The following is a 13,670-nucleotide window of genomic DNA, read 5'->3' as shown; positions in this document are numbered from 1 at the left end:
GGCCGGAGCCGGTGCTCTTCGCGACGGGGGTGCTGTCGGGGCTCGCGGCGGCGGGCGCCGGGGTGATGGCGGGGGCGGAAGCCGTTGCGGGGCTGGGGGCCGGAGCCGGTGCGGGCGTCTCCTTCTTCGCCGGCTCCTTCGGCGCGTCGTCCTTCTGTGCCGTTTCCCCCTCCCTCTTCTGCACAGCCTCCGGGAACACCACGTCCGAGCACGAGTAGTACGTGTCCGCCGTGCTCGTGTTCTGCCAGATCGTGTACAGCACCTGCCGCCCCGTCCGGTCGGCCGGCAGCTTCGCGCTGAACCGGTAGGCACCACCCGTCAGTTGCGGGTCCTCGACGACCGCGAACGGCTCCGAGGGCAGCTCGGACCAGGTGAGCGGCTTCGTCGGGTCGTACCCCGGTTTCGTCAGGTACAGCTTGAACGACCCGGTGTGCGGGATCGTCGACGCGTACGTCATCCGCAGCGTCGCCCCCGGCCGCAGCTGTGTCGCGGGCCAGTCGTCGCGCGCCAGGTCGAGCCCCCGGTACGCGGGAAGGCCCCCGCTGCACAGCTCGCCGTCCGGGATCGTCTGCCGGTCGCGCCCGTTCACGCCGGCCACGCGCAGGTTGTCCCACGCCGCGAAGGACGCGCCGTTCGCCCGCACGGCCGCGCGGCAGGCCGCCGTACCGGCGTTCGCGCCGCCCTCGGGGGAGCAGGCGTAGACGCGGCTCACCGGCGTGGTGGGGGCGCCGTGCGCGGCGGCGGGTCCCGCGGCGACGGCGAGCGTGCCGAGGACGGCCGCCGCGAGCGGGGCGAGACGGTGACGGAACATGAGGGAACGCCTCCTCGGGAACGGCTGCACCGGGCATGTACGGCCCGCCGGGCGTCCGCGTTCAACCACCGGCCCGATCAGCAGAGATGCCGTCGGAAAACGCTTTCCGTTCTTTTGCCGAGAGCGGGAAGCAAACCGCGCATATACGCCTCAACTGCCTCTGGAAATGGGGTTCTCTCGATGTGATCGAGGGTTTCCCCTGTATCCGGATGACCTGCTCTTTGCCTATCGTTCCACCACAGCCGACCCACAGGTAACCCCGAAACCGGTCGGCCGACCCGCCTGGCCCGCCATCGCGCGCTGCTCGACGCACTCCCCACAGCTTCGACGCCGAAGCGAACTCCACCGTCGCTCCCGCCCCCGTGCCCGGAGCCGGCCATGAAAGGCACCCCTTTGCGCACTTCCCCTGCCCTGAGACGGCAGCTCATATCCGTCGCCGCCCTCTCCGCGGCCCTGCTGACCGGCACGACGCTCCCGTCGGTCGCCGCGCCCGCCCAGGACGCCACCGCGCTGCCGCCCGTGTCCGCCGCGCAGACCGAGGCCGCCCCCGGCGTCACCGCCGAGCGCCTCATCGTCGGCTACAAGTCCGGTGCGGACGAGGCCACGTCGAACAAGGCCGCCGAGGCCGACGCCACCGCCAAGGACGCCGACTTCGCGCGCCGCCTCGGCACCGGCGCCGCCCTGGTCGATCTCGGCGCGGACGCCTCGCAGGCCGACGTCGCCGGCGTCGTCGCCCAGTACAAGGCCGACCCCTCGGTCGCCTACGTCGTCCCGGACCGCCTGAACCGTCCGCAGGCCGACCCGAACGACACCGAGTACGCCAAGCAGTGGGACCTCTTCGAGACCACGGCCGGCATGAACGTTCCTGCGGCCTGGAACACCACCACGGGCGCCGGCGTCACCGTCGCCGTCATCGACACCGGTTACGTCGCGCACTCCGACCTCGCCGCGAACATCGTCGGCGGCTACGACTTCATCGCCGACACCGCCGTCTCCGTCGACGGCAACGGCCGCGACAACAACCCGGCCGACCCGGGCGACTGGTACAACGCCAACGAGTGCGGCGCGGGCATCCCGGCCTCCACCTCCTCCTGGCACGGCACCCACGTGGCCGGCACGATCGCCGCCGTCACCAACAACGGCAAGGGCATCGCCGGTATCGCGCACGGCGCGAAGATCTCCCCGGTGCGCGTGCTCGGCAAGTGCGGCGGCTACGACTCCGACATCATCGACGCGATCACCTGGGCGTCCGGCGGCACCGTCTCCGGCGTCCCGGCCAACACCAACGTCGCCAAGGTCATCAACATGAGCCTCGGCGGCGACGGCGCCTGCTCGACGGCGACGCAGAACGCGATCAACGGTGCCGTGGGCCGGGGTACGACGGTCGTCGTGGCCGCGGGCAACGAGAGCGACAACGTCGCGAACCACAACCCGGGCAACTGCAACAACGTCATCTCGGTCGCCGCGACCAACCGCGCGGGCGCCAAGGCGTCGTACTCCAACTTCGGTTCCCTGGTGGACATTTCGGCGCCGGGCGGCGAGACCCGCACCACCACCGCGAACGGCATCCTGTCGACGCTGAACTCCGGCACGAAGACGCCCGTCGGTGAGAGCTACCAGTACTACCAGGGCACCAGCATGGCCACCCCGCACGTCGCGGGCCTCGCCGCGCTGCTGAAGTCGGCCAACTCCGCGCTGACCCCGGCCCAGATCGAGTCGGCCATCAAGACCAACGCCCGTCCCCTGCCGGGCGCTTGCTCGGGCGGCTGCGGCGCGGGTCTCGCGGACGCGGCCAAGGCCGTCGCCGCGGTGAGCGGTTCGACGGGCGGCGGCACGGTGTTCTCCAACACGACCGCCGCCGCGGTCCCGGACAACGCCGCGGCGATCGAGTCCTCGATCTCCGTCACCGGCCGCACCGGCAACGCCCCCGCCAACCTCCAGGTCGGCGTGGACATCAGCCACACCTACCGCGGTGACCTGGTCATCGACCTGGTCGCGCCCGACGGCACGGTCTACGGCCTGAAGACCGCCTCCTCGGACTCCGCGGACAACCTCGTCACCACGTACACGGTCGACGCGTCCAGCGAGACGGCCAACGGCACCTGGAAGCTGCGCGTGAAGGACAGCGCGGCGCAGGACACGGGGACGCTGAACAGCTGGAAGCTGACGTTCTGACGGTTCGTCAACTCGCTTGAGGCGGCGAGAGTTCGACCTCGCCTCGCAGGAAGCGGCGGACCGGCCGGTGTGGATGGACACCGGCCGGTCCGCCGTCGTGATGTTTCCGGAAACGTTTCTTTCTCCGGGGTCGCCGCAGCCGCTACGAAGCCACCCGTTCGGGCGACCCCAGGACCCGCACCCCCCGGTCCGCCTTCGTGTCCAGCGCGGGCAGCAGCCCCGGTACGGCGATGCTCGGCAGGATGTGCGTCCACAGCACCGACAGCCGCTCCCCGAGATCCGCGCGCCCGGTCAGCGCCCGCGACATCAACTGGATTCCGCTGAAGCAGCCGACGAGCAGCTCCACCGTCTGCCGGGGCTGCACCGTCGGCAGCAACTCCCCTCGCTCCCGCGCCTGTTCGAGCAGTTCCTCCAGCCGCTGCGACCACTGCCTGAACGGCCCTCCGTGGTCGATGCGGGCCGGCGCCTCCTGGTCGACCGCGAGCCGGATGCTCCCCCTCAACAGGGAGCTGGTCAGCAGGCGTTGGCCGACGACGAACGTCATGTCGACGATCTCCTGCAATTTGCACGCCTGCGGCGGGACGCTCCCGAAGGGCACCTGTTCGCCCAGCACCGCCTGCGCCAGCGCCTCCTTGGACGGGAAGTGGAAGTACAGCGCGCCCTTGGTGACGGCGGAGCGCTCCAGGACCATGGCGATGGTGGTGGACGTGTATCCGTGCTCGTCGAAAACCTCACCGGCCGCTTCCACGATGGCTTGGCGCGTTCTGATGGCGCGCTCCTGTTTAGCCATAAGAGCCCCTCCGCGGGACCGAGTTGGCCGATCCCGCGATCGTGTGTCTGTTCGGCCCGATCATAGGATGCCGTCGACTGATCTCATTGATGCCAAACCGGTCGCCTCGTACTCTAACGTTCGCTGTGCGGACGATTCACCGTCTGCCGTGACTCACGGGTGACCGCAGGGAGGATGCGATGACCCGACCGCGGCAGTCTGCTGACACCCCGTCCCTGACGGCAACCGTCCCCCGCCAGTTCGTCCACCGCGCGGCCCTCGCCGAGACGTTCCTCACCGGCTGGCAGCGCACCGGGGCCGACCGCTTCACCGTGTACGCACAGTGGCCCCGTGCCCATGGCTTACACGTGTCGCCGGACTGGTGCTCCTACGACCCCTTGCTCGTGGTGGAGACGGTCCGCCAGGCCGGCACCCTGATCATGCACACCGAGTACGGCGTCCCGCTGGACCGGCAGTTCGTGCTCAACGCGTTCGAAGTCACCACGGATCCGCACCGGTTGGAGGTCGGTCCGGTGCCGGCCGAGCCGACCGTCGAACTCGCCTTCACCGAGGTGCGCTACCGGGGGAACCAGCCCGCCGCCTGCCGCTACTCCGCCCGCGTCCTGTGCTGCGGGGAGCGGGCCGCGACCGCCGACGTCTCCTTCACCTGCGTCGGCGAGGCCGTCTACCGCAGGCTGCGCGGCGGCCGAACGCCCGGCACGGTGACGGCCGTTCCGCTGCCGCCGGGGCTGCCGCCGCAGGTCGTGGACCGGGCGCTGCCCGCCGATGTCGTCCTCGCCCTCCCCGGGCTCGATCCGCGGGCGCCCGGCGGGAGGTGGCAGCTCCGGGTAAATACCGCACACCCCGTTTTCTTCGACCATCCGCTCGATCACGTCCCCGGGATGCTCCTGCTGGAGGCGGCCCGCCAGGCGGCCCGCTTCGCCCTTCCCGGAAAATATGCCCCCAGCGCATACCGGGCGGTCTTCCACAGGTACGCTGAGCTGGACGAACCCGTCTGGATCGAGGCTCGCGACGAAGGCGGCGGACACCTCCAAGTCGTCGGCGTGCAACGGGAGTCGGCAGTCTTCGAGTGTGGGGTCGACGCCGCCGCAGGGTGAGTTATTGTGTACAGGGGGTGAGAAACAAACGGCATGACCCGTTCTTTTACCGGCCCAGGAGTGTCCCAGGCGATGGCGAGGCAGTTACGCGCCGAACAGACCCGCGCGACGATCATCACGGCAGCGGCCGATCTGTTCGACCGGCATGGTTACGAATCGACGAGCCTCAGTGACATCGTCGAGCACGCCCAAGTCACCAAGGGCGCCCTGTACTTCCACTTCGCGGCCAAGGAGGACCTGGCCCACGCGATCATGGAACTCCAGTCCCAGGCCGCCCAGCGCGTCGCGGGCGAGATCGACAACCGGGGCTACACCTCCCTCGAAGCGCTGATGCGCTTCACCTTCGGCCTGGCCCGGCTGTCCGTCGAAGGCCCCATCTCCCGCGCCGGGTTGAGACTCGCGACCGGGGGAGTCGCGGTGAAACCGCCCCTGCGCCACCCCTTCTCCGAATGGCTGGAGCTCGTCACCCGCGGCCTGTCCGGCGCGGTCCGCGAGGCCGACATACACCAGGACGTCGACATCGATGCCGTCGCGCACTCCCTGGTCTGCTTCTTCGTCGGCACCCGCGTCGTCGGCCGCTCCCGCGAGGCCTCCGGCCGGCTGCCGCGCCGGATGGCGGAGATGTGGTACGTCCTGATCCGCGGCCTCGTCCCCGTCCCACGCCGCCCGCGCTATCTGAGCCTGGCCTCCCGGCTGGAACGGGAGATCACAGCGGCGTGCGTGTCCTGAACGGGGCGTACTCGCCCCGGTGGGACGCGAGTTCACGGCGCGGCCCGGAACCCCGTATGGCCTGAAACAGTCTCAGGAAGCGTTTCCGACAAGGCCGACGGGGGACAGGTGGTCGTACGGCGGGCACGCGGGTCCGCCGTGCCGTGTGGGGCATGGCGCGGGCGGCCGGTGACGGGGCCGATCCGCGCGATACGGTGATCCGCATGCCCCACACCTCCGCCCCGCCGGTGCTCCGCGGCGACGAACCCGGCTCCTTCCGCCGCTCCGTCCTCGCCGAACGCCACCCCGCGATCATCCGCCAGGTGCGTGAGGCGTTCCCGTACGGCCCCCCGGTGACCCGCGCCCTCGACGCGCTCTCGGTCACCTGTACGCAGGGTGTCCTGGAGCCGCTCCCCCCTGACGCGCACGACCTCGACCGCTGGCGCGCCTGGGGGCTCGACGCCCTGCTCGGCACCTCCTGGTACGACGTGCCCTGGCTCTGGTCGGAGAGCTGGTTCTACCGGCAACTCCTCGAAGCCGTCGGCTACTTCACCCCCGGCCCGGGCCAAGGCGTCGACCCGTTCCGCCCGTTCAAGCTGGCGGAACTCGACTCCCCGGAGACCGCCGAGGAGTTGGCCGCCCTCGACGCCCTGGCCTCCCTGTCCGAGGATGCGCGCGGCCGGGCCCTGCTGCACGGCTCCCTCTGGGGCAACCGCGCCGACCTCGGCTTCCGCCTCTCCGACGCCGGCGCCGAAGAGCGGGCCGCCGTACCGGCGTTGGTCGCCGACGACAGCGACGCGCTGTGGGCCGCGCTGAAGGACGCCGCGAGCGTCTGCCTGGTCGCGGACAACGCGGGACGCGAACTCGTCCCCGATCTGCTGTTCCTGGACCACCTGCTGACGGAGCGCCGGATCGGACGCGCGGTCCTGCACGTCAAGCCGTACCCGTACTACGTCTCCGACGCGACGTACGCCGATGTCCTGGACGCCGTACGGAAACTGGTGGCGGCTCCCGGTGTCGCCGGTGCGTGCGGGCGGCGGGTGTGGGCCGCGCTGTCCGACGGCACCCTCCTCGTGCGCGCCCACCCCTTCTCCGCCTCGCCGCTGGGGTACGAGGAGATGCCGGACGACCTGCGCGCCGACTTCGCGGGAGCCTCGGTGACGATCCTCAAGGGGGACCTCAACTACCGGCGGCTCGTGGGGGACCGGATGTGGCCGACGACGACGGCGTTCGCGGACGTCACCGCGTACTTCCCGGGTGCGGTCGCGGCGCTCCGGACCCTCAAGTCCGATGTGATCACGGGGCTTTCGGCCGGGACCGAGGCGGCGTTGACGGCAAGTGAGGGGCAGGAGTGGCGGATCGGGGGGACTCGGGCGCTGATCCAGGTGCGGGGAGCCTGAAAGGGCGGCTGCGGAGAGGGAGTTGACGAACCGTCAACTGCCAGTCGGCAGCCGTCAGTTGTCTGCCCCGAGGAAGTCCTCCACCACCCGGATCAGCTCCAGCGGCGTCTCGTCCATGGCGTAGTGCCCCGCCGACGCCAGCTCGTACAACTCGGCGTTCGGGTACCACTCCAGCCAGGTCGCCCGCATCAACTCCGCCGACAGCGCCGGGTCCAGCGCGCCCGTCACCGCGAGGGACGGCACCGGCGAGCCCGCCGTGTCCGCGTGGAAGTCCTCGCGGGCCCAGGAGTCCAGCCAGGCGCGGAACGCCTTCGCGTCGCTCGCCGCGAGAGAGCGGGCCACCATCCGGTCCAGCCAGGCGCCGGGGCGCGCGCCGCCGGTCGTCACGTCGAGGATCGCCCGGCGATTCTCGGGGCGCCGGTCGGCCTCCGCGAACAGCGTCCACTGCTCCGGCGGCAGGTCGAGCCCCGACGCGGGCACCGGTGACACGCCCACCAGCCGCCGTACCCGGTCCGGGGCCCGGGCCAGCAGGCGCTGCCCGATCGCGCCGCCCATCGAGTGCCCGACCACCGAGAAGCGCGCCCAGCCGAGCCGGTCGGCCAGCTCCACGAGGTCGGCGGCGGCCTCGGCGGTCGTGAACGCGCCGCCCGCGTCGCGCGCCGCGCCGTACCCGCGCAGGTCGACCAGCGCGTACTGGAACGCCGACCGGTCGAGGTCGGGCAGGACGGGCGCGTACGCCGTGCGGTCGGCGAGCCAGCCGTGCACCGCGAACACCTTGTGGGCGCCGTCGCCGTGCAGCTCGTGGGGCAGCGTGAAGGGGGTCGTCATGGGGTCACGGTGCGGGGCGGGAGGAGGCGGCGGCAAGAGGGCGTACGAGGCGGACGGAGGGGGCGTACGGTGCCTCGCGCGCCCCTTGTGTGAGTCCGCACTCCGGCGCTCGCGCAACCGTTCGGGCCGAATTCACGCGATGGTGTGATCATGTGCGGCCGAACGGATGCCTCTCGGAAGGCGCGGGTAGGGCCCGGCCATGACGCAGCCGTTCGAACTCCCGCACTTCTACATGCCGCACCCCGCGCGGCTGAACCCGCACGTCGAGCAGGCCCGCGCGCACTCCACCGCGTGGGCGCGCGAGATGGGCATGCTGGAGGGGTCGGGCATCTGGGAGCCGGCCGACCTGGAGGCGCACGACTACGGGCTGCTGTGCGCGTACACGCACCCCGACTGCGACGCGGACGCGCTGTCGCTGATCACCGACTGGTACGTGTGGGTGTTCTTCTTCGACGACCACTTCCTCGACATGTACAAGCGCACCCCGGACCGCGCCGCCGGCAAGGCCCACCTGGACCGCCTGCCGCTGTTCATGCCGCTGGACCTGTCGACGCCCGTGCCGGAGCCGCTCAACCCCGTGGAGGCCGGTCTCGCGGACCTGTGGGCGCGTACGGTCCCGGCGATGTCCGAGGACTGGCGGCGCCGGTTCGCGACCGCCACCGAGCACCTGCTCAACGAGTCGATGTGGGAGCTGTCCAACATCGACGAGGGCCGGATCGCCAACCCCGTCGAGTACATCGAGATGCGCCGCAAGGTCGGCGGCGCGCCCTGGTCGGCGGGGCTCGTCGAGTACGCGACCGCCGAGGTGCCCGCCGCCGTCGCCGGCACGCGCCCGCTGCGCGTGCTGATGGAGACCTTCTCGGACGCCGTGCACCTGCGCAACGACCTGTTCTCGTACGAGCGCGAGGTCCTCGACGAGGGCGAGAACAGCAACGGCGTCCTCGTCCTGGAGACGTTCTTCGGCTGCACGACGCAGGAGGCCGCCGACACCGTCAACGACATCCTGACCTCGCGCCTGCACCAGTTCGAGCACACCGCGTTCACCGAGGTTCCCGCCATCGCCCTGGAGAAGGGCCTGCGGCCCGACGAGGCCGCCGCGATCGGCGCGTACGCCAAGGGCCTCCAGGACTGGCAGGCGGGCGGCCATGAGTGGCACATGCGCTCCAGCCGCTACATGAACAAGAACGTCCGCCCGGCCAACCCCTGGGAGCGCCTGACAGGCCCGGGAACATCGGCCGCCGGTGTCGGCGCGCTCCTGGCGTCGGCCGCCGCCGAACGCCTGCGCGCGTACACGCACGTGCCGTTCCAGAAGGTCGGCCCGTCGCTGCTCCCCGACCTGCGGATGCCGTACGAGGTGCGGCTGAGCCCCCACCTGGAGGGCGCCCGGCAGCGGCTCGTCCCCTGGATGCACGCGACCGGCATGCTGGACGAGGGCGTCTGGGACGAGGACCGGCTGCGCGCCGCCGACCTCCCGCTGTGCTCCGCCGGCATCGACCCGGACGCGGACGCGGACGAGCTCGACCTCAGCTCGCGCTGGCTCGCCTGGGGCACCTACGCCGACGACTACTACCCCCTCGTCTTCGGCCGGCGCGGCGACTTCGCGGGCGCGCGCGTGGCCACCGCGCGCCTGAGCGCCTGTATGCCGGTGGAGGACGGCGAGACGCCCCCGGTGCCCGTGGGCGGCCTGGAACGCGGCCTGGCCGAGCTGTGGGCGGACACCACGGCCGACATGACCCCGGGCGAGCGGCGCGTGTTCCGGGCGAGCGTCGACAAGATGACCGAGAGCTGGCTGTGGGAGCTGTCCAACCAGCTGCAGAACCGGGTCCCCGACCCCGTCGACTACCTGGAGATGCGCCGCGCCACCTTCGGCTCCGACCTCACCCTCAGCATGTGCCGCCTGGGCCTCGGCCCCGCCGTACCCCCCGAGGTCCACGCCAGCGGGCCCGTGCGCTCCCTGGAGAACGCCGCCATCGACTACGGCGCGCTCCTCAACGACGTCTTCTCGTACCAGAAGGAGATCGAGTACGAGGGCGAGGTGCACAACGCGATCCTCGTCGTCCAGAACTTCTTCGGCTGCGACTACCCCACGGGCGTACGGATCGTGGCCGATCTCATCAACCAGCGCATGGAGCAGTTCGAGCACATCGTCGCGCACGAACTGCCCGTCCTGTACGACGACTTCGACCTGTCGCCCGACGCGCGCGCGGAGATGGACACCTACGTCGCCGACCTGCGCCACTGGATGGCCGGCGTCCTCAACTGGCACCGCCAGGTCGACCGCTACAAGCCGGAACACCTCGCCACGCGCGCGCACGGGTTCCTCCCGGACCGGGCACCGGTGGCCGTCGGACGGCAGGCGAACGCGGTGTTTTCAGGACTTTCTCTTGCGGAATAGGACATTCACTGAACCTTGGGGAGGTGCACGGAGTCTTCTGGGGTGAGGGGAACGTCCGAACCGATCCACTACGGGGGTAGTGCCTCATGACCGACACCGTCGAGAAGACGACCGAGACCGAAGTGACACCGGCGGCAGCCCAGGAGCTGACGCCGTACGTCGCCCCGCTGACCGTCCCGCCGGTCCTGCGCCCCGCGCAGGGGGACGTCACGCAGGAGACCGAGATCGCCCTGCGCCCCGCGTGGGTGCGCCTGCACCCGCAACTGCCGCCGACCCTGATGTGGGGCTACGACGGCGTGGTCCCGGGCCCGACCATCGAGGTGCGCCGGGGGCAGCGCGTGCGCATCGCGTGGACCAACCGCATCCCCGAGGGCAGTGAGTATCCCGTCACCGCCGTCGAGGTCCAGCGCCCCGGGACGACCACCGAAGCGGGCCGCGAGGGCGTCGAGCCGAACAAGGACGTCGCCGCCCTGCCCGCCTGGTCGGTGACCCACCTGCATGGCGCGCAGACCGGCGGCGGCAACGACGGCTGGGCCGACAACGCGGTGGGCTACGGCGACGCCCAGCTCTCCGAGTACCCGAACGACCACCAGGCCGTCCAGTGGTGGTACCACGACCACGCCATGAACATCACGCGCTGGAACGTGATGACGGGCCTGTACGGCACGTACCTGATCCGCGACGACGAGGAGGACGCCCTCGGGCTCCCCGCGGGCGCCCGCGAGATGCCGCTGCTGCTCGCCGACCGCAACCTCGACACCGACGAGGACGGCCGCCTCAACGGCCGCCTCCTGCACAAGACGCAGATCGTCGGCGTCAGCCCGGAGACCGGCAAACCCGTCTCGATCCCGTTCACCGGCCCGTACTCGACCGTCAACGGCCGCATCTGGCCGTACGCCGACGTCGAGGCCGGCTGGTACCGCTTCCGCCTGGTCAACGCGTCGAACGGGCGCATCTACAACCTCGTCCTGGTCGACGAGGACGGCCTCCCGGTGCCCGGCGTCGTCCACCAGATCGGCAGCGACGGCGGGCTCCTGCCGCGCCCCGTGCCGATCGACTTCGACGCGGCCATGCCCGCGCTGATCGCCGCCCCCGCCGAGCGCTTCGACCTCCTCTTCGACCTGCGCGGACTCGAAGGCCGCACCCTGCGGCTGGTCAACAAGGGCCCCAACCAGGCCCCCGGCGTGCCCGACCCGGCGGGCGACGTGCGCTACCCCGACGTCATGCAGTTCCGCGTCGGCGAGGCGTGCGAACCGGACACCTTCGAACTCCCCGAGGTGCTCTCCGGCTCCTTCCGCCGCATCAGCCACGACACGAAGCACGAGCACCGGATGATCGTCCTCACCCCGCCGAACACCAAGGGCGGGGGCGGGCACCCGGAGATCTGGGAGATGGCCCTGCTGGCGAACGCGGACGGCATCCAGTTCCCGGCCGACGGCATCATCCAGATCACGGGCGCGGACGGCACGCCGAAGACGTACCGGCGCATCGCCCGCACCTTCAACGACGGCCTGGGCTTCACCGTCGCCGAAGGCTCCTACGAGCAGTGGACGTTCCTCAACCTCGCCGCGTTCGCCCACCCGATGCACATCCACCTCGCCGACTTCCAGATCATGGGCCGGGACGTGTACGACGTGTCGGGCTTCCGCCCCGAGGTCGGCGGCACGGCCACGCCGATCGCCCTGAAGCCGGACGTGGTGCCGATCCCGGCCAACGAACAGGGCTACAAGGACGTCTTCCGCGCGCTCGGCGGACAGGGACTGCGGGTCATGGGCACGTTCGACGGCGCGTACGGGCGGTTCATGTACCACTGCCACTTCCTGGAGCACGAGGACATGGGCATGATGCGGCCGTTCGTCGTGCTGCCGCCGGAGGCGCTGAAGTTCGACCACGGCGGGGGCGGGCACGGGCACGAGGGTCACACGGGCTGACCCGCCCGCGCGCTCGCGGCATGGTCCACGGCGGCCCGCGCCAGCGCCCTGATCACCGGGTGCGGGTGCGAGCCGTCGCCGGACAGTTCCGGCTGGAACAGCGTCGCCAGGAAGAACGGGTGGCCGGGGAGTTCGGCCACCCGGGGCTCGCCCGCCGCGTCCCGCCCCGAGAAGCGCAGGCCGTGCGCGGCCAGGGTGTCCTCGTGGCGGGCCAGCCCGTACCGGCAGGAGTAGCGCTCCACCGTGCGCTCGGCGCCGGTCACGGTGTGGGCGAGCGAACCCGGTTCCAGCAGCACGGCGTCCTCGTGGCCCTCCAGCGAGCAGGCGAGGGGTGCGAAGAGGGGGGCCTCGGCGCGGGGGTCGTTCTCCGCGTGCGCGGCGTCCGGCAGCCCGGCCGCGTTCCGCGCGAACTCCAGCAGCGCGTGCTGGAACCCGCCGCACGTCCCGAGGAACGGCACGCCCGCCACGCGCGCGTGCCGGATCGCCGCCACCGCGCCCTCCTCGCTGCGGTACGGGCTCCCCGGCACGACCCACACCGCGTCGAACCCGCGCACGGCGCCCTCGCGCGCCGCGTCCTCGGTGGGGATCCAGTACGCGTCCAGGACCAGCCGGTCCCGTACGGCGAGCGCCTCCAGCAGGAGCGGGATACGGGTGTGCGAGACGACGTGCGGGGAACGGTCCCCGACCAGGGCGATACGAGGTGTCATGCCGACGATCCTGGCCCCGGCCCGAGTTCACGTCCAACGATGATTCCTTGACCCCCGATAAGCAGAACTGATGACACCCTGGCGGCATGGACCCCCACCTCCTGCGCACCTTCGTCGCCGTCGCCCGCCTCGCGTCCTTCTCCGAGGCCGCCCGCGAACTGGGCTACACCCAGTCGGCCGTCTCGCAGCACATCGCCGCGCTCGAACAGGACCTGGGCACACCCCTGCTGACCCGCCGCCCCGTCACCCCCACGCCGGCCGGAGAGCGCCTCCTCGAACACGCCAGGCCCCTCCTCCTGCGCCTGGACGCGGCCCGCGCCGACATCGCCCGCATCGCCGCAGCGCCCTCCTACGGCCTGACCCTCGCCGCCTCCCCGACCGCGCTCGGCGCCCGCGTCCTGGCCGCGCTCCCGCCCGTCGGCGTCACGGTGCGCGTCCTCGCCCGCGAGGCCGTCCCGGCGGCCGTCGCGACCGGCGCCGCCGACATCGGCCTCGTGGACGGCCTCGCGGCCCCCAGCGACCCGCTGCGCCTGCCCGACGTGGCCCCCCTGACGACCCACGGCATCTCCGAGGAACCCGCCGGGGTGCTCCTCCCCGACTCCCACCCCCTGGCCGGGCGCCCCGGCCTGCGCCTCGCCGACCTCGCCGACGCCCGCTGGATCGACGCACCGGACACCGGGCTCCCGCTGGCGCACCTGCGGGCCGCCAACGGAGGCCACGGCTTCCGGGGCGCCCTGCGCTACGAGGGCACCGACGTCCGCGCGCTGACAGCCCTCGTGGCGGCCGGGCACGGGCTGACCCTGCTGCCCCACTCGGCCGGCTCCGGCG

Annotated in this window: 11 protein-coding genes; 7 read left to right on the top strand and 4 right to left on the bottom strand. The window is 71.8% G+C overall.

What is annotated here, in order from left to right:
- A partial coding sequence (locus AOK24_RS05445; RefSeq protein ID WP_055718908.1) for a lytic polysaccharide monooxygenase occupies positions 1-811 on the bottom strand: 811 nt, incomplete at its 3' end.
- Between the two features lie 393 nt (positions 812-1,204).
- On the opposite strand from AOK24_RS05445, the gene AOK24_RS05440 reads away from it, so the two are divergent.
- Complete coding sequence (locus AOK24_RS05440; RefSeq protein ID WP_193555245.1) at positions 1,205-2,986, top strand: S8 family peptidase; 1,782 nt, start codon at positions 1,205-1,207, stop codon at positions 2,984-2,986.
- Between the two features lie 142 nt (positions 2,987-3,128).
- Here AOK24_RS05440 and AOK24_RS05435 read toward each other — a convergent pair whose 3' ends face one another.
- Positions 3,129-3,776, bottom strand: a complete 648-nt coding sequence (locus AOK24_RS05435; protein ID WP_055718906.1) for a ScbR family autoregulator-binding transcription factor — start codon at positions 3,774-3,776, stop codon at positions 3,129-3,131.
- A 179-nt stretch (positions 3,777-3,955) separates the two neighbouring features.
- On the opposite strand from AOK24_RS05435, the gene AOK24_RS05430 reads away from it, so the two are divergent.
- From AOK24_RS05430 to AOK24_RS05420, 3 genes are all read left to right on the top strand, one after another.
- Positions 3,956-4,873 (top strand): ScbA/BarX family gamma-butyrolactone biosynthesis protein, encoded by a 918-nt coding sequence (locus AOK24_RS05430; RefSeq protein WP_055718905.1) that lies wholly within the window; start codon positions 3,956-3,958, stop codon positions 4,871-4,873.
- A 72-nt stretch (positions 4,874-4,945) separates the two neighbouring features.
- Complete coding sequence (locus AOK24_RS05425) at positions 4,946-5,602, top strand: ScbR family autoregulator-binding transcription factor (protein WP_055718904.1); 657 nt, start codon at positions 4,946-4,948, stop codon at positions 5,600-5,602.
- 203 nt (positions 5,603-5,805) lie between these two features.
- Positions 5,806-6,981: a damage-control phosphatase ARMT1 family protein gene (locus AOK24_RS05420; RefSeq protein WP_055718909.1), complete on the top strand. Its 1,176-nt coding sequence runs from the start codon at positions 5,806-5,808 to the stop codon at positions 6,979-6,981.
- 54 nt (positions 6,982-7,035) lie between these two features.
- On the opposite strand, the gene AOK24_RS05415 is transcribed toward AOK24_RS05420, so the two are convergent.
- Complete coding sequence (locus tag AOK24_RS05415; protein ID WP_055718903.1) at positions 7,036-7,809, bottom strand: alpha/beta fold hydrolase; 774 nt, start codon at positions 7,807-7,809, stop codon at positions 7,036-7,038.
- Positions 7,810-8,008: 199 nt separating this feature from the next.
- On the opposite strand from AOK24_RS05415, the gene cyc2 reads away from it, so the two are divergent.
- Both cyc2 and phsA read left to right on the top strand, forming a co-directional pair.
- Positions 8,009-10,204, top strand: a complete 2,196-nt coding sequence (gene cyc2, locus AOK24_RS05410; protein ID WP_055718902.1) for a germacradienol/geosmin synthase Cyc2 — start codon at positions 8,009-8,011, stop codon at positions 10,202-10,204.
- A gap of 86 nt (positions 10,205-10,290) precedes the next feature.
- Positions 10,291-12,135: an O-aminophenol oxidase PhsA gene (phsA, locus tag AOK24_RS05405; RefSeq protein WP_055718901.1), complete on the top strand. Its 1,845-nt coding sequence runs from the start codon at positions 10,291-10,293 to the stop codon at positions 12,133-12,135.
- Here the strand turns inward: phsA and AOK24_RS05400 are convergent.
- A complete protein-coding gene (locus AOK24_RS05400) occupies positions 12,123-12,842 on the bottom strand; it encodes a CTP synthase C-terminal region-related (seleno)protein (RefSeq protein ID WP_055718900.1) in 720 nt (239 codons plus the stop codon). The genes phsA and AOK24_RS05400 overlap by 13 nt on opposite strands.
- A gap of 86 nt (positions 12,843-12,928) precedes the next feature.
- Between AOK24_RS05400 and AOK24_RS05395 the strand changes: the two genes are divergently transcribed.
- Positions 12,929-13,670, top strand: a 742-nt coding sequence (locus AOK24_RS05395) for a LysR family transcriptional regulator (protein ID WP_055718899.1), incomplete at its 3' end; no start/stop codon positions are given.

It is taken from the genome of Streptomyces niveiscabiei (assembly GCF_001419795.1).
Taxonomy (GTDB): domain Bacteria; phylum Actinomycetota; class Actinomycetes; order Streptomycetales; family Streptomycetaceae; genus Streptomyces; species Streptomyces niveiscabiei.
The sequence above is the reverse complement of the archived record's forward strand: the minus strand, read 5'-3'. Positions and strand labels throughout refer to the sequence as shown.

Bases quoted from the DNA above. Each gene is read 5' to 3' on its own strand.
- AOK24_RS05430 (WP_055718905.1), top strand. From the start codon at position 3,956: ATGACCCGACCGCGGCAGTCTGCTGACACCCCGTCCCTGACGGCAACC.
- AOK24_RS05420 (WP_055718909.1), top strand. From the start codon at position 5,806: ATGCCCCACACCTCCGCCCCGCCGGTGCTCCGCGGCGACGAACCCGGC.
- AOK24_RS05425 (WP_055718904.1), top strand. From the start codon at position 4,946: ATGGCGAGGCAGTTACGCGCCGAACAGACCCGCGCGACGATCATCACG.
- phsA (WP_055718901.1), top strand. From the start codon at position 10,291: ATGACCGACACCGTCGAGAAGACGACCGAGACCGAAGTGACACCGGCG.
- AOK24_RS05435 (WP_055718906.1), bottom strand. From the start codon at position 3,776: ATGGCTAAACAGGAGCGCGCCATCAGAACGCGCCAAGCCATCGTGGAA.
- AOK24_RS05400 (WP_055718900.1), bottom strand. From the start codon at position 12,842: ATGACACCTCGTATCGCCCTGGTCGGGGACCGTTCCCCGCACGTCGTC.
- AOK24_RS05415 (WP_055718903.1), bottom strand. From the start codon at position 7,809: ATGACGACCCCCTTCACGCTGCCCCACGAGCTGCACGGCGACGGCGCC.
- cyc2 (WP_055718902.1), top strand. From the start codon at position 8,009: ATGACGCAGCCGTTCGAACTCCCGCACTTCTACATGCCGCACCCCGCG.